At 57.0% G+C, this 19,365-nt stretch carries 15 protein-coding genes and 2 pseudogenes; 6 read left to right on the top strand and 11 right to left on the bottom strand.

Translation table 11 applies throughout. The features are described 5' to 3' along the window. Positions 1-1,041 precede the first annotated feature (1,041 nt). From istB to ACSQ36_RS41645, 9 genes and pseudogenes are all read right to left on the bottom strand, one after another. Positions 1,042-1,815, bottom strand: coding sequence for an IS21-like element helper ATPase IstB (gene istB / locus ACSQ36_RS41605; RefSeq protein WP_436186725.1), 774 nt, complete (start codon positions 1,813-1,815; stop codon positions 1,042-1,044). Further along, positions 1,805-3,322, bottom strand: coding sequence for an IS21 family transposase (istA, locus tag ACSQ36_RS41610; RefSeq protein ID WP_436186999.1), 1,518 nt, complete (start codon positions 3,320-3,322; stop codon positions 1,805-1,807). The genes istB and istA overlap by 11 nt, the downstream gene beginning before the upstream one ends. Positions 3,323-3,420: 98 nt before the next feature. Beyond that, positions 3,421-3,558, bottom strand: a complete 138-nt coding sequence (locus ACSQ36_RS41615) for a hypothetical protein (RefSeq protein ID WP_436187000.1) — start codon at positions 3,556-3,558, stop codon at positions 3,421-3,423. Positions 3,559-3,692: 134 nt separating this feature from the next. Next, positions 3,693-4,562, bottom strand: a complete 870-nt coding sequence (locus ACSQ36_RS41620) for an ADP-polyphosphate phosphotransferase (protein ID WP_436186726.1) — start codon at positions 4,560-4,562, stop codon at positions 3,693-3,695. Positions 4,563-4,717: 155 nt separating this feature from the next. Continuing rightward, positions 4,718-4,858, bottom strand: a complete 141-nt coding sequence (locus ACSQ36_RS41625) for a hypothetical protein (protein ID WP_436186727.1) — start codon at positions 4,856-4,858, stop codon at positions 4,718-4,720. Continuing rightward, positions 4,855-7,089, bottom strand: a complete 2,235-nt coding sequence (locus ACSQ36_RS41630; protein ID WP_436186728.1) for an HAD-IC family P-type ATPase — start codon at positions 7,087-7,089, stop codon at positions 4,855-4,857. Before ACSQ36_RS41630 ends, ACSQ36_RS41625 begins: the two co-directional genes overlap by 4 nt. A gap of 648 nt (positions 7,090-7,737) precedes the next feature. After that, positions 7,738-8,468 (bottom strand): annotated as a pseudogene (locus ACSQ36_RS41635) (IS6 family transposase). Positions 8,469-8,614: 146 nt separating this feature from the next. Next, a complete protein-coding gene (locus tag ACSQ36_RS41640) occupies positions 8,615-9,937 on the bottom strand; it encodes an ABC transporter substrate-binding protein (protein ID WP_436186729.1) in 1,323 nt (440 codons plus the stop codon). 413 nt (positions 9,938-10,350) lie between these two features. Then, positions 10,351-11,324: pseudogene (locus ACSQ36_RS41645) on the bottom strand (IS3 family transposase); the annotation flags it as partial. Between the two features lie 224 nt (positions 11,325-11,548). Here ACSQ36_RS41645 and ACSQ36_RS41650 point away from each other — a divergent pair. The 3 genes from ACSQ36_RS41650 to ACSQ36_RS41660 all read left to right on the top strand — a co-directional run bounded on the left by ACSQ36_RS41650 (position 11,549) and on the right by ACSQ36_RS41660 (position 13,194). Further along, entirely contained in the window at positions 11,549-12,052 is a 504-nt protein-coding gene (locus ACSQ36_RS41650) for a GNAT family N-acetyltransferase (protein ID WP_436186730.1), read from the top strand. A gap of 414 nt (positions 12,053-12,466) precedes the next feature. Then, a complete protein-coding gene (locus ACSQ36_RS41655; RefSeq protein ID WP_436186731.1) occupies positions 12,467-12,934 on the top strand; it encodes a hypothetical protein in 468 nt (155 codons plus the stop codon). A 41-nt stretch (positions 12,935-12,975) separates the two neighbouring features. Further along, positions 12,976-13,194 (top strand): hypothetical protein, encoded by a 219-nt coding sequence (locus ACSQ36_RS41660; RefSeq protein ID WP_436186732.1) that lies wholly within the window; start codon positions 12,976-12,978, stop codon positions 13,192-13,194. A gap of 76 nt (positions 13,195-13,270) precedes the next feature. Here the strand turns inward: ACSQ36_RS41660 and ACSQ36_RS41665 are convergent, their stop codons facing one another. Then, positions 13,271-13,546: an HU family DNA-binding protein gene (locus ACSQ36_RS41665; RefSeq protein ID WP_122181174.1), complete on the bottom strand. Its 276-nt coding sequence runs from the start codon at positions 13,544-13,546 to the stop codon at positions 13,271-13,273. 625 nt (positions 13,547-14,171) lie between these two features. After that, the gene (locus ACSQ36_RS41670; protein WP_436186733.1) at positions 14,172-14,906 is read right to left on the bottom strand and encodes a Crp/Fnr family transcriptional regulator; all 735 of its coding nucleotides are present in this window, start codon (positions 14,904-14,906) and stop codon (positions 14,172-14,174) included. A gap of 767 nt (positions 14,907-15,673) precedes the next feature. On the opposite strand from ACSQ36_RS41670, the gene ACSQ36_RS41675 reads away from it, so the two are divergent. From ACSQ36_RS41675 to ACSQ36_RS41685, 3 genes are all read left to right on the top strand, one after another. Continuing rightward, positions 15,674-15,805, top strand: a complete 132-nt coding sequence (locus ACSQ36_RS41675) for a hypothetical protein (protein ID WP_436186734.1) — start codon at positions 15,674-15,676, stop codon at positions 15,803-15,805. Positions 15,806-17,096: 1,291 nt separating this feature from the next. Beyond that, entirely contained in the window at positions 17,097-18,335 is a 1,239-nt protein-coding gene (locus ACSQ36_RS41680) for a ParA family protein (RefSeq protein ID WP_436186735.1), read from the top strand. After that, a complete protein-coding gene (locus ACSQ36_RS41685; protein WP_436186736.1) occupies positions 18,332-19,324 on the top strand; it encodes a ParB/RepB/Spo0J family partition protein in 993 nt (330 codons plus the stop codon). Before ACSQ36_RS41680 ends, ACSQ36_RS41685 begins: the two co-directional genes overlap by 4 nt. Positions 19,325-19,365: the final 41 nt, after the last annotated feature.

Genomic DNA, 19,365 nt, shown 5'->3' on the forward strand with positions numbered 1-19,365 from the left:
ACGAGACGCTCCGCATCGAACTATCAGCGGAGTATCAGACGAGAAACCGGATGCGTCATCATGCTTCGCGGCGCGGTGTGACCAGACCGCTTTACAACGAAGCAAGACAATGCGTCAGGGAAACGATTTTGCCCATCTACCTCGGCCTTTCAATGAGTGGCCTGATCAATTTGAACGATACCGGTCGAGATCGATCGAATCGCGCAAAGCTAACCGAACCGCAAATTTCATATTCGTGATCGACGACTGCCTCTTTTGTATGCTGGCCGCCTACGTTCACGAGCCATGGGCGGCCAGCTACAATTTTAGGAGTCCGATGACCGTGCAGCTCCTGAAGTCACTCACGCCGGCACTGCACTCTTGCTCGATAGCAACGGCCACTCCGCAATCCTATTTTCAACAGCACGCTGACAATAGCGGCAGTGTGGCGAATGGTCATTCCCCGAAAACATTGGTTTGCCAATGAAACGTCAAACCAAATTATGCGGAAAGCGCGTAGCAGAAGTATTCAGCCGGTTAGCCCTCTCCGAGGGCTGATACGGGGAAATGCCGCTCTGGCTCAATTGAACTGACGCTTTGGCCTAGTGATGAGGATACAGCAGACGAGGTGCCCGGTATTTCAGCTTTGGAGTAGAAGTCTCATAGGACCCTCCATAAGAAAATCCGTAACCAGAGCTTGCGCCCCCGGAAAGTGTGCTTTTCGGTTGCAATGTTCTAAAAGGTCTGAGAGAGAGAAAACAGCACCTAAGCCCATGTCCGCCACTTTTGTGAACGTGCGGCGGGTAGCTGGAAGACGCCGGCGATTGATCGAGCTCCACAGCTAACGCTAGCGGTATCGGTGCAGCAACCACTGCAGCTGCAATCAGCAAGGCTCTCACAGTATCTCCTGTCACATAACCCGTTGGTACGAACCAACACGTGGTCAGACTAAGTGTGGCATCAGCGATGGTATCGGAAGCCAGTTGGGCTGTTGGTTTGCACTGAATCCTGACCCAGGATTTGCATCGAATATTGACCCACCCTTTGGACCGGTTTTCGGGGTTAGGTAGTGGGTGTTTGGGTCTTTTTTCTCTCCTTTTTAGGTTGTGTCGTGCTGTTCTTGAAACGATAGCTATCGTTTCCGGTTTCCACAATGTGGCAGTGATGCGTGAGCCTATCTAACAAGGCGGTCGTCATCTTCGCTTCGCCAAAGACACTTGCCCATTCCGAGAAGCTCAGATTGGTGATGATGACGCTCGTGCGCTCGTAGAGTTTGCTCAGCAGGTGGAACAGCAAGGCGCCGCCGCTCTGGCTGAATGGCAAATAGCCGAGCTCGTCGAGGATCACGACGTCGGCATACATCAGACGCAATGCCAGTTGACCCGGCTTCCCCACCAGCTTCTCTTGCTCAAGGGCGTTGACGAGTTCGATGGTCGAGAAGAAGCGCACACGGCTTCGATCTTGTTCGATCGCCTGTACCCCGATCGCTGTCGCCAGATGCGTTTTACCAGTGCCAGGTCCGCCGACCAGGACTACGTTCTGAGCTGATGCCACGAACTCACATCGGTGCAACTGACGCACGGTCGCTTCGTTGACGTCGCTGCATTTGAAGTCGAAGCCGTTCAGGTCCCGATATGCTGGGAAGCGAGCGACCTTCATTTGATACGCCAGTGAGCGTACCTCGCGAGCGGCCATTTCCGCTTTGAGCAATCCGGCCAGCACCAGAGACGCGGACTTGTAGGCAGGCGAATCCTGTGCGGCCAACTCGCCTAGCGCCTGCGCCATGCCGTGCAGCTTCAGTGACTTAAGCATCTCCATCATCGCGTCAGGCTGCATGATGATCCTCCCGGTCTCTCAGGCGGTCATAGCGGCTGACGTTGGCTTCGGGCTCGACCCGCAGGGCGAAGGCTTGGGGAGCCTGTAGCGGCGGCACTGGTGCCCCATCAAGCAGCCGGCTCAGGAAGTTCAGAACTGTTTGCTTGGAAGGCGCTCCTGCTTCGAGGGCTAGTTCGACGGCGGTGAGCACGGCTTGCTCGTCGTGAAGCAGAACCAGCGCCAATATCTCGACCATCTCCCGATCGCCGCCAGGGTGCTTTAAGAGGATCGCTTGCAGCCGCTTAAAGCCCGCGGGGAACTCAGCGAACGGCGCGCCGTTGCGCAATGCACCGGGTTTGCGCTGCAAGACTGCCAAGTAATGACGCCAGTCGTAAATGGTTTCACCACGATCATGGCTGCGGTTGATGCACCGGACGTGTTCGGCGATCACCTGACCTTCGGCGACGAAGACGAGCTGGGCCGCATAAACATGCAGGCTGATGGGCCGGTTGGCAAATGCCGCAGGCACGCTGTAGCGATTGCGATCGAAGCTCACCAGGCAGGTTGGAGAGACGAGCTTGGTGTGCTCGACAAAGCCGTCAAACGCCTGTCCCACCGGCATGAGATGAGGGCGCTCGATCGACCACGCGTCCCAGATCGTCGTGTCCTGCTCGGGGTGCTTGGTCTGCTGCCAAAGCAACACGCATTGATCCGCCAACCAGTCGTTCAATGCAGCAAGCGAACCGAACGCCGGCACCCGTTGCCACAGCCGATGGCGACTGTCCTGAACGTTCTTCTCGATTTGGCCCTTCTCCCAGCCGGACGCTGGGTTGCAGAACTCAGCATCAAACAGGTAGTGACTGACCATCGCGCCGAAGCGCGCGTTGACGTCCCGAAGCTTGCCGCGGCGGACCTTGTCCACGGCGGTCTTCATATTGTCGTAGATGCCTCGGCGCGGAATACCGCCCCACGCCACGAATGCGTGGTGGTGCGCGTCGAACAGCATCTCGTGCGTCTGCAGTAAATAGGCGCGTAGGAAGAACGCTCGGCTATGACTGAGCTTGAACTGCGCGACCTGCAACTTGGTGCGCTCGCCGTTGATGACGGCCCAGTCCTCGCTCCAGTCGAACTGGAAGGCTTCACCGAGCGCAAAGGTCAGCGGCACAAAGGTGCCTCGCCCAGCGGTTCGTGCGTGCTCCTGCTGCTCCTGGCGCCAGCGCCGCGCGAATGCGGCGACCCGATCATAAGAGCCGGTGAAACCCAGCGCGCTCAAGTCACCGTGGATCTGCTTGAGCGTTCTGCGCTGCTTGCGCGGTCGCTTGGCCTCCGTGTTCAGCCAATCGGCGAGCTTCGCGGCGAATCCATCGAGCTTACTGGGGCTCTGACGTTCGGGATAACTCGGCAACACAGTGCCGGCGCGGATATAGCGCCTGACCGTGTTTCTCGATACGCCGAGGCGTTTGGCGATCTCGCGCAACGAGACATGATCGCGATAGTGCCAGCGTCGAATGATGCTCAATATTGCCATGTCGATCACTCCGTTCTCCCGCTCGTCGCTTGAGCGGACCAGTGTGTTCTACGTGGGTCAATATTCGATGCAAATTACCGCGTCAGGTGGGTCAGAATTCAGTGCAAATCAACAGGCCAAGCGGCAACGTTGAATGGCGCAGGTGTGGGCTCCGTCTTCCACATCACCGCCATTGCGGCGAGTTTGGAGGGCTGGGCGTGACCGCCGACAAATCCTAGCGCGTCACCCAGCGTAATGACGCCCGCCCTAGCGTTCGCCGCTTTGTTTCGCGTCGATTCAGATCACTTCGGCTACGTGGCGCCCTTTCATGCGACTATGCAGTCGCATGAAGCGTCAGAAGCAATACAGATGCGCGGACACAACTTCACGGTCACTTCGCGAGCCGCTTGCGGATAGCCTGTAATTCCTGCCGTCGCTTTGCGGTCGTTGTTGGATAAGCCATTTTCAGTTCTTCCAGTGCATCGAGCAGAATCTGGGACACGATCAGGCGCGCGTTCTCCTTGTCATCGGCAGGAACGACATACCAGGGCGAATCCCGGGTGCTAGTCGCACTGAGGCACGCCTCGTACGCTGCCATGTACTGTTTCCAGAATTTCCGCTCCTCGATGTCCGCACCGCTGAATTTCCAGTTCTTCTCCGGATCGTCGATACGTTCTAGGAACCGCTTGCGCTGCTCCTCCTTCGAGAGGTGGAGGTAGAATTTTATGATTCGGGTCCCATTAACGCGTAGGTGCTTTTCTAAATCCACGATCGAGCGATAACGGTCGTACCAGACTGTCTTCTCATCGAGCAGTGCCTCCGACAATCCTTCGCCGTGAAGGATCTCGGGATGCACACGGACAATCAGTACCTCTTCGTAGTAGGATCGGTTGAAGATGCCGATCCGCCCGCGTTCCGGTAGATCACGGGTGGTGCGCCAGAGAAAATCGTGCTCAAGTTCGGTGGCGCTGGGATGCTTGAAGCTGAATACCTGGCAGCCTTGGGGGTTGACCCCAGACATCACGTGCCTGATCGCACCATCTTTGCCCGCCGCATCCATTGCCTGGAAGATCAGCAGGATGGCACAGCGGTTGGACGCATAGAGAAGCTGTTGCAGCGAGCTAAGCTGCGCGACGTGCTCCCCGAGTAGCTTTTGATAATGTTCCTTCGACGTGTATATGGGCTTTATCCTCGTTGGCCACTTCCGGAAGTTGACCTCATCGCCTTCCGGCACGCGAAATTCGCTTGATCTGATTTCCATTCGTATCCTCTAGTCTGCGCGGCCAACCCGAGTCACTTTCATCGTTTGAGGTACCCGATCCCGACCTCTCCCGCTGCATCACCTCCACCGATCGATTCTCGTGACTAACGCCACCACATTGCAATATTGAGACCCGGGAAGGCTCGGATAACGCTCTACGCGACCCTGAAGTGAGCGAATACGGGGACCTTCACCAGGCCCATGACTAAAGCGAAAGCAGCAGCCGCGGCAAGCACGCCCGCCACCATTGAAACCGGCAGAGGCGTCATAGCGATCCCGCCGATAGCCAATGTCATGCGATCACAATATCGGCAACGGACGATACGACGAGCCAGAGGCTCGGCCGGGAGCCCCATATGTGCTGGCGCTCACGAATCGCGTAGAGCATCGCCTGGCTACCGAACACCAGGACAACAAAGGCAACGGTTCTCAGTTCGTCGCTTCCGAGGGCCATCTCAAATTTGCCGATGGCTAACACTCCAACGCAGAAGGTCAACAAGCAAACGCCCAGAAGAACACCCACGATCGTAAGGTTGCCAATGCACCATGCATTCGGCAACTTCGAAGGCTGCACATTGTCCGTCGTCAACGACATGGCAAGGAAGTCGCCGGTGATCATCACAATTACCATCAATAGCGGGTTCAGGATGGCGTGCCCGGTCATGATCAAGCCGAGTACCAGGAAAAGTACTGCCACGACCTTTTTGATAATTGAGTTCAGCGTGTACGTGAGGATGCGCTGGAATGTCACCCGCCCTTCCTTCACTGCCGCAACGATGCCGCCGAGCCCAGGTTCAGTCAGCACCATGCCCGCGGCCGATTTGGCGACGTCATTCGCCGTCGACACCGCGATTCCAATTTGCGCCTGGCGCAGCGCTGGCGCGTCGTTGGCGCCGTCGCCGCACATACCGACGATCTGTCCGCCCGCCTGGAACTGCTTGACGAGTTTGTATTTGTCCTCAGGCAGCACGCCAGCGAAGACCGCGAACGCTGTCGGTTGCAACCCTTCCGGGATTGGACCGGGCGGACATGTGGCGCCATCGAGTCCCACCGCGCGCGCCACAACGGCTGCGGTCGCCGCCGCATCTCCCGTCACCATTAGCGTTCGCACGCCCAATCCGTGCAATTCCGTCACGAGCGCTGCTGAGTCTGAACGAGGTGGATCGCTCAGCGCGACCAGCCCCGCGAGCTTCAGCGCCGCCCCGGATCCCGCCGCGACTGCGAGAACCCGGAAGCCCTGCCCCTCAAGTTCGTTCGCCGCCGCGTCCGCAGTCTGTGATGGTTCTGCGAGCCCTGCGACCCAAGTGAAGGCCCCCTTTACAATCCGTTGTGTGCCCCCCGCCGAATCTGTTGCTATCGCTTCTGACATCTTTTTCGTCGGATCGAATGGTGTGAACTTGATCAATGTAGGCACGTCGGAAACCCCGTTGTTCGAGGCCGCAACCCTAATGGCCCCGTCGACAGGATCCTGTCCGCCATCTGCACTCGCCAGTGCCGCCAGCGTCAGGACGCGCTGCTTATCGAAGTCTGGCATTGGCCAGACGGTGGCGACCGCGAGCGCATTGCGCGTCAGGGTGCCTGTCTTGTCGGCGCATAACACGCCCATGGTCGCCGCTTCATCCACCGCGGAGAGACGCGTCGGCAACACGCCACGCTTTGCCAACTCCCGAGCGCCAAGCGCGGCCGCAAGAGTAAAGGTTGCCGGAAGCGCAACCGGGATCGATGCCAGCACCGCCGTCAGCACAAGCGGGACGATCTCTGCAGTTGGCATTTTGAGGAAGTAGGCATAGACCACCAGCATTGCGATGACAAGACCATTGAACGCCCCGAGATTGCGCACTACGCGCAGAACCGCCTTTTGCTGGGAGCTCACTACGTGGGCGGTACGGACGAGTTCGGCGGTCCGGCCGAACTTGGTGAGCGCCCCGGTCGCGGTGACCACCGCTACCGCCTCGCCTCGCCGTACCAGCGCGCCGGCAAAAGTTTGCGCGTCTACGCCAGCTTCAATCGGCACTGATTCGCCAGTGAGCATTGACTGGTCGAGCAAGACTCCTCCAGAGATGAGCCGCATATCCGCAGCAACTACACCACCGAGCGACAGCTTGACCACGTCTCCTAGAACCAATTCAGCGGCGGGTATAGTCAGCCAGGTACCATCGCGCCTGACCGACGCGGTCAGGGCCAACCGTGATTTCAACGCAGCGAGCGTCGCCTGGGCACGGCTTTCCTGGAATAGACCGAGTGCAGCATTGAAAACAGGCAGACCGGCAATGATTCCAGCTTCGACGAATTTCCCCAGTGCACACTGGAGCACGATGGCAGCTTCGAGCATCCACGGAACGGGCGCCCAGAACTTTTCTAGGGCCATGCGCAACGGGTTCGCCGACGTATCGGGGATCGCGTTCGGGCCCGACGTTGCCAACCGCCGACGAGCTTCATCGCCAGTGAGGCCATCTGCCGAAGCCGCCGTCGAGGTGTGGGCTACACAGACTGTCGACGAGCTCGTTGCAGTGGGCGGAGTAGACATGGCCTTAGCTTGTTTGTTGTGCGAGCACCCGCGACGGTGAACGGTCGAGGGGGCGACGTGCTCTACCATCGCCACCCGCTCCAGCCAGACAGCGTGATCTTTCACTGGAGTTCGCAGATTCGCAGGGCGAGTATACGCTCCCAATTTAGATATCTTATGCTGAGGGGGGCCGGTTTGCACTGCGCCCCTTGTTCTTTGCTTTTCCAGACCGACAATCGGGTGACAACGGTCTTCGCCGCCTGTGGTCTCATGCAAGGCGTCCGATAAACATCCGCCACGAAGCGATTCCGCATGGACGAATAGGACACGCAACCGAAAAGCCAGACGAAAGAGATTCGGAGTGGTTGCTGGACGTCCGTCGATGCCGGAGCACTTGCAGGTCGAGCACTTTGCATTCTTGGACGGTGCCGCCGGCAAGCGCAAAAACCAGCGATAACGGCGGAACAGCCGCCTCCCCCCAAAAAAAGTCCCAGAATCACGTCCCGGCCCCTGAAAGGGGGTTATCGCATGGCTATCTCAGAACGGAACATAACCGCACCGAGCTTGGCCTGCGTTTCCGGCCACCTGAAGTACGCGAGGTACACCGCCTTGGGCTCTCTCAAGTTGGCAGGCTAGACTACCTGTATAGCTGAATAATAGTTATCCTTATCAGATAGCTTTCTCGACTGCATCAGTAACAGTCCAACCATGCCATGTGGCGAACCGTTCCTTGAGTGCGGTACGACGACATGCCGCGTTCATTTGATGTCTGGGCAACGCGAAGTGCTGCCGGATTGGTCCGAAGCATGAGAGAAATGCCTGCATGCGACGCGCATCGCGAAAACCGCACATCTGGCGTTCGCACCTGCGTGTCGGCTGGTGGCTGTCCTCGGCACGGTTGTTCACGCGTGCAGCCGCTTTGACGAAAACGTGCTTCACATGAGCGAGCTCGGGAATGTCAGCCTTCGCCGCTGGATAGCTGCGCAGCTGATCGGTAACGATTCTGTGCGGCACCGGGTTTGAACGCATCCGCCCCGGAAGAAGCGCTTTGCCGCAGCCTTGTCGCGCCTCTTTTGCACCAGCACGTCAAGTTCGGCACCATGCTCGTCGACCGCTCGCCATCACAGATATGTCTCGCCACACAGCGTCACGAACATTTCGTCCAGATGCCATGTGCTGCGCGGCTTGCGCCGCGCCGCTTTGGCGCAATGGGCGAATCCAGCGCCGAACTTGTCGCGCCAGCAACAGATCGTTTCGTACCTGACCACGACACCACGTTCGAGCATTAACTCCTCGATGTCGCGCTCGTTCAGGCTGAACCGGAAATCCCAGCGAACCGCGCAGCTGATGGCAACGGCGGGGAAGCGGTGACCGTGATAAAGCGATTTCGTTTTCTTCATCACTTCATTCGACCGCCGCCTTCCCATCAACCCGACAGAGCCGTCCATCACATCAGAGCCACCCGCACGTGGCTCGAGCGGAACGATAGCGACATGACGGCCCGTGGTGCTGCAAGGCCCGGCTGGCTGGCGTCATCCGGCTTGCTTCACTTCAGATAGCCCGCCTGACGCACGGCGCGCTCGGCCGTGGCCTGCCCGGCTGCCAGCGCCTGATCGACCGTCATCTGTCCAGCGAGCGCGCCCGAGATGCTCTGGCCCACCACGGTACCGAACGACTGGAACTCAGGAATGCCGACGAACTGCACACCGGTGTATGGCACCGGCTTAAGCGTCGGGTGATTCGGATCCGCCGTTTCGATCGCCTTCAGCACAAAGTCGGCAAACGGAGCCGCCGCCTTGTACTCGGGGCGCGCATAGGTCGACTGACGCGTTCCCGGAGGCGCCGAGGCCCAGCCTTCGTCCTTCGCGACCATCTCGATGTAGTCCTTCGAGGTGGCCCATTCGATAAACTTCTTCGCGGCTGCGTTCTGCTTCGACGTCTTCGGAATTGCCAGCGCCCAGGCCCACAGCCAGTGCGAACCACGCGGCGTGACTTCGATCGGCGCGGCAGCGAAGCCCACCTTGTCGGCGATCTGCGACTGCTCCTTGTTATAGAGCATCCCTGCCGCCACCGTCGCGTCGATCCACATCGCGCACTTGCCAGAAGACATCAGCGTCAAGTTTTCGTTGAAGCCGTTCGAACTCGTTCCCGGAGGGCCGTCTTTCTGCAGCAGGTTGACGTAGAAGTTAATGGCCTTTTTCCATTCCGGTGAGGTCAGTTGCGGCTCCCACTTCTTGTTGAACCAGCGGCCGCCGAAGGTATTCACTAGCGTGGTTACGTACGCCATGTTTTCGCCCCACCCGGCCTTACCGCGCAAGCAAATGCCGTAGACGCCATTGGCCTTGTCGGTGAGCTTGTCGGCAAATTGCTGAATCTGGTCATAGGTCGGCTGATCGGGCATCGTCATGCCCTTCGCCGCGAACAGGTCCTTGCGGTAGTACGTCATCGAGCTTTCGACGTAGAACGGCAACGCGTACAGCGAGCCGTTATATGAGAGCCCGTCGCGGGCCGTCTTCACGACGTCGTTCAGATCGTAGCTGGCGGGCAGGTTCGTGAGCGGTGTCAGCCAGCCGCGCTTGCCCCATTGTGGCGTCTCGTAGGCGCCGATCGTCACCACGTCGAACTGGCCGCTCCCAGTCGTGATGTCGGTAGTGGCGCGCTGGCGCAGCACGTTTTCTTCGAGAATCACCCAGTTGAGCTTGATGTCCGGATTGGCCTTTTCGAACGCCGGCGACAGCTTCTTCAGTTCGATCATGTCCGGATTGTTCAAGGTCGCGATCGTCACCGTCGCGGCCGACGCGTTCAGTGCCGCGCACGCGACAGCTGCTGCGCCGACCACCCTGAGCGCAGGTTTAAGGGCTGCTTTCATCACTTGTCTCCTTTCTAGTGCTACATCGTTAAAAAACGAGGAATTACTCGCTCATCTTCAAGGCTTGTGATGAGAGCGATGAGAATTGCAACGGAACGGTTTAGGGGTTGGCCTCCTCGCACCCCAATCGAGTGCTCGATTTTCGTAACTCATTCGCGGCCCGCACGCAAAGAGGAAATCGTGCGTACCGAGACACGACCACCCCTACGTCAGCAGTGCCTCATTGTCCAAAGGTACCGTTACATTGAATCCCCGTGGAGCAAGTTCGAATATGCGGACTCCCGGTCTCACTATGAATGTTGAAGACGCCACCATAGGACGTGTCCGATGTGGCTTGAGTTGGTGAGTCGGCCACATGACGTACTTGTCCATAAGACATGTCGGTACTTGATTGCGCGGACTCGTCGGCGCTCTGGAGCGTTGTCAAAGCAATTCCCCTTACGCGACATTGAGGCCTGCATGCCGAATTGTTCAACCAGCTTCCGATAGTCATGAGCACAGTATTGACTTCCACGGTCCGAATGATGAATCAAGCCTTTCTCGGGGCGTTTGTTGCGCACAGCACGCCACAGGGCTTGCGCCGTGAGTCCTTGTGTCATGCGCTCACCCATGGCGTATCCAACCAACTCACAGGTGAAGACGTCCTTAATGCCGGCGACGTAGAGCCATCCCTCGTCGGTGGCACAATAGGTGATGTCCGTCACCCAGGCTTCGTTTGGCCGCGTTGACGCGAACGTCTGGTTCAGCAGATTGTCGGCGACAGGCAAGTTGTGATTCGAATTCGTCGTGGCTTTGAATTTGCGCTTCTGCTTACAGCGCAGATTCAGCTCTCGGCGCAGGCGGGCGATGCGGTCGCGCCCGGCTATAAAGCCTTGTGCCTCAAGCTCAGGCTGCACGCGTCGCGTGCCATAGGTCTCGCGGCTCTGCTTGTGCACAGCCTTGATGGCGACTTTCAGGCGTTCATCAACCTGCGCACGTGGAGACAGCTTACCTTTTGACCAGGCATAGAAGCCGCTGCGCGAAACCTTAAAGGCACGGCACAGGACAGCAATTGGATAATCGAGTCGCATCGTATTCATGACCGCGTATTTGGCAGCGACTCCTGCGCAAAATACGCTGCCGCTTTTTTTACGATATCTCGCTCCATCCTGGTCTCCGCCAGTTCCCTGCGTAGTCTGGCTACCTCGGCTTCTAATTCGGGAACCGTGCGACCGCCTGGCGCCGTCACGGCGCCATTGCCAAGCTTGGCTGCTTTGACCCAAGTGGCCAAAGTCCCCATCGGAATGGCAATTCGCTTCGCCGCTTCATCTAGCGTCAGGCCCTGTGCAAGCACAAGCTTTACAGCTTCTTCACGAAGCTCTGGTGTGTATGTTCTTGGTTTCGTCATGTGTGCTCCCATTGATAAAGTTTATCAAAAAGGAGTGTCCGGAAAATTCAGGCTACCTCATTTATAGCAGCCCCTTCGTGTACAGGCGAGAGTTAAGTGAACGTAGGCGTGGACGCCGTTATTTGTGAAAAAGAACAATCGCTGGATATACTTCCATTGACGGGCGAAGCCTTGGACGTTGGTTGGTCACTTAATTTTTCCTAATCGGTACCGCGAGATTACATATGCAAGAGATTACAATAAGACACAGCAAAGAGGCCGACATCGATTCAATACAGCAAATTTATGAGGGCCCTAAAGCCTATTCCGGCACGTTGCAATTGCCGTTTCCGTCCGTCGAAAAATGGAAGAAACACTTGAGTGACTTACCGCAGGGTCTTCATAGCTTGGTCGCCGAAGTTGACGGGGCGATAGTTGGGCAAATCGGCCTAGAGACGATGCAGAATCCGCGTCGCAAACACGTCGCCACCGTTGGAATGGCCGTCAAAGACGCGTATCAGAACCAAGGGGTGGGCACCAAATTATTGAGTAGTGCAATTGACCTTGCCGAGAATTGGCTGAACATAAGGCGCGTCGAGCTAACGGTGTATGTCGACAATGATGGAGCTATAGCGCTTTACAAAAAACAAGGCTTTAAAATCGAGGGGGAGTTGATTGCTTATGCATTTAGAAACGGACAGTATGTGAACGTCTATCAGATGGCGAAAATAAGAGAGGGCGTTCTGTAAAATAGGTTAATGTCGCATTGATCTCGCTGCTCGAAATGTCCCCGGATCTACGGCGGGATTGTCAACAATCTAGGCAGCGATGTCGACTGGCCGTAACTGGCCGCTCACTGCCCTTCCGCGTCGGGTGGTCGCGTGCCCTGTTGCGCTAAAATGCGGCTCGCGACAGGGCCTCTACCCCAAACGTGGATAGAGACGTGAGGGCTCCTCATCCACGGGTACCGTGTGCGATTCACGGGAGGCCCTCCAGCACAAGTGATGAAAATGGTAGACACCGGGAACTTACAGTAATATCCGCCGCCAACTAGAACGCGTGCCGGTTCGGCTCCGCCCTCGCGCACCAACGACGACCAGTAGATAGCCCAGATGTCGACAGCCGGCTGACCCAAATTTTCTGAACTTTGCCTCGAAATGCGCATGGCAGGAACCAAGCGAAAAGCCACCCGGCCCGGTGCCAACCGAAAACCTCTGAGCAAGTCGTTGCTGCTACCGATGTCGGCGCAATCGGCACGCGAGATGTCACTCGCCCACCACCTCGCGCTGGCTGCTTGCCGAGGCGACAGTGCGAACCGGCATCAGATCAACGAACTGGTCCGTTCGGTCTATATGGCCTACTTCCTTCAGCGCATGGGGTATGGCGATTTGCCGTTTGAGTGCTACGAACGCGCTGAGGCGGCGTTCGAAAACGCTCTAGCGGTGGCCGCGAAAAGTGCCCGGTGGATGATCAGCGACCAGGACGCGCCCGTGATCGAACGCTTGCTTGCGCTGCACGACCAGCAACTGAGTGAGGCGCCGATGCACCGAGTAGTGGAGGCCGAAAAGCAACTGCGTCAATTCCTCGCCGGCACCGGCGTGTCGCCACTGGTTCGACCGAAATCGGATTAACGGGCGGTCTCCCTTCCAATGCACGCATTCACTTTTCAGTCATGCCGCGCAACAAACGTGTCAGTTCCCGCGGCCGCCTCCTCCTGAAGACACGTCCCAAGCGCGGTGCGCTGGTGCGGTACGGCGACCGAATTGCTGAGGTGCTGGGTGAGGTACGGGGCGAGCGCGTCATGATCCGTTCGCTGCACGCCGATGGTGTCGAGCGACGCAGCGCGGTGAAGTGGAAAAATCTGAGGTTGCTCGACGATCAATTGTTCTAGTGTGAGCCCGCAGGTATCAAGCCGAGCTCATTGCCACCGCCTGCGACCCGCGCAGGCGGAAAACGCGTTTAACGCTCTACTGGTTCACTGCGTCTTTGAACGCTTTGCCGGCCGTAAACTTGACGGTCGTTGACGCCGCAATTTGAAGCGCCTCACCAGTCTTCGGGTTGCGACCCGCACGGGCCGCACGCGCGCCCGTGCTGAAAGATCCAAACCCGATCAATTGAACTGGGTCGCCCTTGACCACCGCGTTCGTCACGGTCGCCAAAAATGCGTCGATCGTTTCTGCTGCGGCGGATTTCGCGATGCCCACTTCGCTGGCCACTGCATCAATGAGTTCCTGTTTGTTCATGTTCGCGTTCTCCGATTTAAGCGAAAGACAACCTATGTACCTGCAAGGTCCGGAGGATACCGCATCGGTCATACCTCGTTGGTGCGAGGCAGCGCCGGTATTACGGTGGGAGCGCCCTGCGCCCGCATTTGAGTCGACTGACCGCGGCTAACCTTCGGCATCCGCATAATATTGTGCGGATGCATCGAGCCCAGCTTAAATACGCAGCGTGCATCAACTCGTTGACGATGAAGTTTCACGTCGATTTTTCGACATGTCCGCGCGGGAAGTGCGCACTAACTCAGAAGAACCCAAATCGCTCGTGTGCCTAGTAGCGACATGGATCGCGTCGATACACACGGTTCGGGTGGAATCGATTCTTTGTCCGAATGGGTCAACGCGATCTCAGGCGTGACAATATGGGCTGTCGGATTCTTCGACGAAAATCCGAGGTGATCCTCGCACGGCAGCTCCCTGCACGTAACAGGAGACCTATATGCTCGACGGACAAAAGTCAGTACCCGAATTCGCGTAGCCGATCGAAACGCAGTCGTACCTGTTCGGCACTGAGAGGACGACGACCTCCCGCCCTCTCGACTCATTCACCTATCCACACAACCAGACCTTCGCGGCAACAGGACAACCCTTAGCAGACTTCCTCAGTCTGGCGCACGCGCGGCAGCATCCTGTCGAACTCGCGCTTGACGATGCCATAGCATTCGCACGCCCGGGCTTCCAGACCTGCGCGATCGAGCACCTTGATGCAACCACGACTGTGATGGATCAGGCCGGCGTCATGGAGCTTTCCGGCCGCTTCCGTGACCCCTTCGCGACGCACGCCCAGCATGTCCGCGATCATCTGCTGCGTCGCGTGGAATTCGTTGGACGGCGTGCGGTCAATCTCGATCAGCAACCAGCGGCACAACTGCTTGCTCAGCGAGTGGTGACGGTTGCACGCAGCGGTCTGCGCAATTTGCGTCAGCAGGGCTTGCATGTAAAGCAGCATCAGGCGGCGCAGGAAATCCGAGCGATTGAACTGCTCACGCAAGGCGCTAGCACTCATGCGATAAGCAAAGCCTGGGCATTGAACCTGAACGCGGGTCGGCATGGTATCGCCACCGGTCAGGATAGGAACGCCGGTCATGCCTTCCCGGCCGATGGCTGCGATCTCGGCCGAGCTGCCGTCTTCCATCGAGTGAAGCAAAGAGATGATGGCGGTCGTCGGGAAATACACGTGATGGATGCGCTGTCCTGAATCGCAAAGCAACTGGCCCGTACGGAGCTGAACGAGTTCCAGGTGCGGCGTAAGCGCTTGCCATTCGTGCGCCGGAAGCGCTCCTAACAAATGATTGCCGTGCAGGTCGGATTGAAGAGTCAACATGTTTTTCTTCTCTGATTCGTGCGCTGTGCGCCGTATTTTTATTCTGGTCCACCCCGCGTCCCGTGATGCATCTAACGGCACCCATCGAAGACGTATTGCGACCAGCCCCGTAAGCAGCTCTGCCAAAGTCGTTTGCTTGATTTTGAATTTCGACATTGGCTAGTGCTGCACCACACATATAGCGAGGACCGTGCCAGTAGGCGTAAAACCCAATGCCATCATGAAGCGCCCTAGGATATGCAGTAGCGCACAGTGGGGATGAGAACGTTTTTGATTCAGTCTTGAACAGTGCCTGATCGAACCGGCGCTATCCGTCCGATCAATCACGCAAACGCTTTCGTCTGTTCAATGCCTTACTGGAGGCGCATCCGATTTCTATAACACCATTTGAAACACCTGTATCTGCGACCTTGAAACCGTGATCGCATAAGCATTTGTCGGTTGTTTTAAAAGTGATACAGAAATGTCCGTCCGTTTTGGCGTGACCCGGGGAAAGTTTGCGTCGGGGACCCGGCGGGGGAGCGCTGTCGCGGCATTAAGGGCCTTCACACCTCGATGACAGAGCGGAGTTGTCAGCCTTTGATGGGATCAAAAACGGTTGCATGAATTGCGCGAGATTCAGCGACGGCCGTCTTCAGTAAAGGACAGGGTGGCGATCCGTGACATGCTCACCCGCGTTGCATCAACCATTTAGCATCGCACGCGACGATGTAGCTTGGCGATCCCTCTCCCCTCGCAAAGAGCACCAGTTCGACGAGCTCGCCAACATGCTGGAGATCGTATCGGTGATCGCCGCGTCGTCGTCCACCCTGCCCTTTCGAAAAAGTCCGTTGGCAACGTCGAAGCTCGAATCGTCTGCGGCCATCGGCCCAGCCGACCAGGCCTCCTTCGGGACGTAGTGATTAATACGTTTTACATCCTATCCAGTACAAACGCATTATGCGGTGGGTATTTCGCCCTTCGCCAGCGCAAAAATTGCCGTTGCAGTCGCATCGGGCCCAAAGAAGCTTCGCGGACGCGTGAAACATTATTGCGCTTAATGCTTCGGGTCCATGCTGGATATGGCTTTTGCGTCGTCGTATTTCGATGTCGATTGTTTCACGGTCGTAGTTGCGGATGCTAAGGCAAAAGCCGACAACTCCATTCGCTTCGGTACTCGGTCCGGCGCGCTGGTCAGCAAACCTCACCACTCCCTATCAACGAACGCGGGCCGGTGCTGGTCGGCAGTAGAACCCCGCGATGCTTGGGCTGGCGGGCAAACTACTGAACATTATGAGCGATAATGTCCAGTAGTTTCACATGGCCCGTGCCGCTCAAACATGCAACCAGTTTGGCTGTGCCGCCGCGATAGTCCCCACGCTGGAATTCAGTTGGCCGACCCACCAATATGTAATTATCAGAGCAGGTCGTCCCACAAAAACGCTCGGATCGCGCTAAACCCGCTAGGGCGAATTCAAATCATCGGGCAGCGTGCGCGTCAGGTGAATGCAAGCGCAAGATCTCGTAGATCGCCGCCAAGTGTCGCTCCCCCGCAGCATCCGTACTCACGTAGTGGCTCATGAGCCTGGGAACGGACAGGCCGAGTTGTCGGCAGATCACAGATAAATACGGTTTCGAATCGCCGCGAGTGCAGGCCTGCGCCGCCGCTACGATCGCTGCATCCCTTACCCGTTCACGCCGCCATGCCAGCACCTGGCGGTCGCGCTCGTTTTGCACTCGTACCCACTATTCCATGGCTTTCTCGTAGGCTGTATGTTTATACAGTACTCGAATGCCGCGCCTCTCTGATGACAAGTAGCGGGCCTTCTCCGCCATCGAAAATTAACCGTGTTGTTGCTGCGGTCGCCTTGGCGGGAGACAGTTAGTTGCATATGACACAGACCGGTGCAATGTCATTACACGTCCAACGCGAGTTTCTCCATAGATCGATCCGCCCAGCCGTTCATGTGACTAGAAGCCCTTTCAATCGAGAACCCTCGAAGACTTCACGTGTTACCTCAAATAAATCGCGGAGAGCCAGTGGTACTGCGCTTCTGGCAGCCTTCAACGGTTGCAAAGTTAACTTGCGAATGGTCAGTTTACTGAGTACGCTTTGGGAAATTAAACGCTCAGCGTGTTTTTTTTCGTTGAGCGTTCACTAAATCATCCAGCGAAGAACTTTTGGCTGACCAGTTTGACACGGAGTCCAGAATGACGACTGCTGCTCGAGCACGTGCAGAGAAGCCGATTGTATCGATTAAACCTCAAGTGAGACACGTGCCCAAGCGCATGCCGTTGTCCGCGATAAAAGCCATCGCCGACAACGCCAGCGGCATGTTGGTCGACGTACGCGAAAGCATGCTCGCGCCGCACCCGCGAAAGAACCCGCCTGTCTTCACGACTGCCCAAGTCGGAGCTCTTTGCAGAATCGACCGTCAACGAGCCAATTATTTTCTCCGCGCTGAATCCGAACTTCCGCAAGGAACTTTGCATGGAAGCGGCCGTAGCCGCGAGTTTTCGCTGGCCGAGGCACGCGTCTGGATTGATAAGGTTGCGCCGTTTACAAAACGACCGACGGGAGTCAAAGGGAAAAAGATTGCAATCGGAAACTTCAAAGGTGGCGTGAGCAAGACTACAACCGCGATGACTCTTGCGCAGGGACTTTCCCTGTTTGGGCGTCGAGTGCTAATTATCGACTTGGATCCGCAGGCTTCGCTGTCTGCACTGAACGGGATCCTTGCAGATAGTGAAGTGTCCGATGAACAAACGGTCCTGCCACTCATCTACGGCGACGCTAGTAATTTGGAATACGCGGTTCAGTCGACTTACTGGGACGGTATTGACCTAATTCCAGCGAGCGCGGCGTTATTTGGCGCGGAATTTTTCCTTCCATTTAAGCAATCCAAGGATTCTTCATTCCAGTTTTGGGATGTGCTTAATAAAGGAATGGAATCTTTGTTGGATATCTACGATGTAATCATCATCGACACGCCCCCAGCTTTGTCCTACATGACCATAAATGCGTTTATGGCTGCGGACGGCTTGATTGTGCCTACGCCGCCAAGCGCGCTGGACTACGCATCTTCAACACAGTTTTGGAGTTTGCTGTCCGATCTGTCCGAGAGCATGAAGCAGGTTGCCCCTCACTTAGATAAGAGCTTCGACTTCATTCATGTCCTTCTTGCGAAAGTGGATCACAGCCAAGCTGCAACCCACATTGTTAGGGAATGGATAAACAAGACCTATGAAGGGCTGGTTCTGCCGGTTGAAATCCCGACCACGACGGTGACACAAAGCGCAGCGGCTGAGTTCGGCACGGTCTATGACATTTCAAGATATGAAGGAAGTCTGAAGACGTATCAGCGCGCCCGGGAGGCGTATGACCGTCTGGCTGAGCTGATTGACCAGGAATTGGTTGCGTTGTGGCTATCAGATGCGGAGGTCGCATGAGCATTAAAGATAGGTTGGCTGCGAAATCTGCCACGATTGGGGCGAATCCAAGAGTCCCCAAAACACTCGATGATGGACCGGCCCGTCCAAAGACGGCTCCCGGCCAACTTATGTCATCGCTCCCCTTCCTCGCGGAGAAGGAGCGTGAACTTAGCGCAATGTCTCAAGAGAACGAAGAGTTGCGCGAACAATTGCGGAACGGGGGCGTTAGCGAAGTGGCCATATCAGAACTGCACGAAGTTGAAGGACGCCGGCGCAGGCTGACGGTGGAGCAATATTCGGAACTCCGAGAAAACCTCCGCCAAAACGCGCTCGTGCAAGCCATCACCGTTCGCGCAAGGGATTCGGGCGGGTACGAAATCGTTTCTGGTCATAACCGTGTCGCGATTTTCCGTGAGTTGGGCAGAGAGCGCATCCCGGCTGCCTTCTTCAAGGAACCAGATGACGCTGCAACCGAAGCGAGCGCGCTGTACGCCAATCTTTTTCAGCCCGATCTCACCGACTACGAAAAGTATTTGGGGTTTAAGAAGTTGCTGGAACAAACCGGAAAGCAACAGAAAGAATTAGCTCGCGAGTCCGGAGCGGACGAAGGTTCGGTCTCTCGGTGGATGTCGTTTGGAGACCTTCCGCGAGACGCGCTTGCGATCATCGAAACAAAGCCTTCGTGTATAGGTGGGAAGGCAGCGATGGCGCTAGCTTCCCTTTCGCGAGAAGGGAAATCCGACGCGGTCGTGCAAGCGATCAAAGCCCTCTCTACAGGGAGCATTACTCAGGAGGCGGCGGTTCGACTTGCCAAGGAAAATAAGGCCGCGCCGGCCAAACCGGTCCGAGCAGCACCGGTGACCTTCCGTCAGGGTGCGAAGGTTTATTGCAAAGTAATCGGGGCAAAGGAGACGATTCGAATCGACTTTCATTCCGAGGAGGCGCGAGTTGCAGCAGAAGAGGCGATTCACGCTGTGCTGGCAAATTTCTCAGGGTCGAAGCGATAGTCTCACGGTGAGACTTATTTAAAATCAACCACTTATGGTTT

Origin of the sequence: Caballeronia sp. LjRoot34 (genome assembly GCF_964253815.1) — a bacterium.
GTDB lineage: Bacteria > Pseudomonadota > Gammaproteobacteria > Burkholderiales > Burkholderiaceae > Caballeronia.

Excerpts from the sequence above, each read along its gene's own strand:
- istB (WP_436186725.1), bottom strand. The coding sequence starts at position 1,815 with ATGCAGCCTGACGCGATGATGGAGATGCTTAAGTCACTGAAGCTGCAC.
- istA (WP_436186999.1), bottom strand. The coding sequence starts at position 3,322 with ATGGCAATATTGAGCATCATTCGACGCTGGCACTATCGCGATCATGTC.
- ACSQ36_RS41620 (WP_436186726.1), bottom strand. The coding sequence starts at position 4,562 with ATGGAAATCAGATCAAGCGAATTTCGCGTGCCGGAAGGCGATGAGGTC.
- ACSQ36_RS41625 (WP_436186727.1), bottom strand. The coding sequence starts at position 4,858 with ATGACATTGGCTATCGGCGGGATCGCTATGACGCCTCTGCCGGTTTCA.
- ACSQ36_RS41630 (WP_436186728.1), bottom strand. The coding sequence starts at position 7,089 with ATGTCTACTCCGCCCACTGCAACGAGCTCGTCGACAGTCTGTGTAGCC.
- ACSQ36_RS41640 (WP_436186729.1), bottom strand. The coding sequence starts at position 9,937 with ATGAAAGCAGCCCTTAAACCTGCGCTCAGGGTGGTCGGCGCAGCAGCT.
- ACSQ36_RS41650 (WP_436186730.1), top strand. The coding sequence starts at position 11,549 with ATGCAAGAGATTACAATAAGACACAGCAAAGAGGCCGACATCGATTCA.
- ACSQ36_RS41655 (WP_436186731.1), top strand. The coding sequence starts at position 12,467 with ATGGCAGGAACCAAGCGAAAAGCCACCCGGCCCGGTGCCAACCGAAAA.
- ACSQ36_RS41660 (WP_436186732.1), top strand. The coding sequence starts at position 12,976 with ATGCCGCGCAACAAACGTGTCAGTTCCCGCGGCCGCCTCCTCCTGAAG.
- ACSQ36_RS41665 (WP_122181174.1), bottom strand. The coding sequence starts at position 13,546 with ATGAACAAACAGGAACTCATTGATGCAGTGGCCAGCGAAGTGGGCATC.
- ACSQ36_RS41670 (WP_436186733.1), bottom strand. The coding sequence starts at position 14,906 with ATGTTGACTCTTCAATCCGACCTGCACGGCAATCATTTGTTAGGAGCG.
- ACSQ36_RS41675 (WP_436186734.1), top strand. The coding sequence starts at position 15,674 with ATGCTGGAGATCGTATCGGTGATCGCCGCGTCGTCGTCCACCCTGCCC.
- ACSQ36_RS41680 (WP_436186735.1), top strand. The coding sequence starts at position 17,097 with ATGACGACTGCTGCTCGAGCACGTGCAGAGAAGCCGATTGTATCGATT.
- ACSQ36_RS41685 (WP_436186736.1), top strand. The coding sequence starts at position 18,332 with ATGAGCATTAAAGATAGGTTGGCTGCGAAATCTGCCACGATTGGGGCG.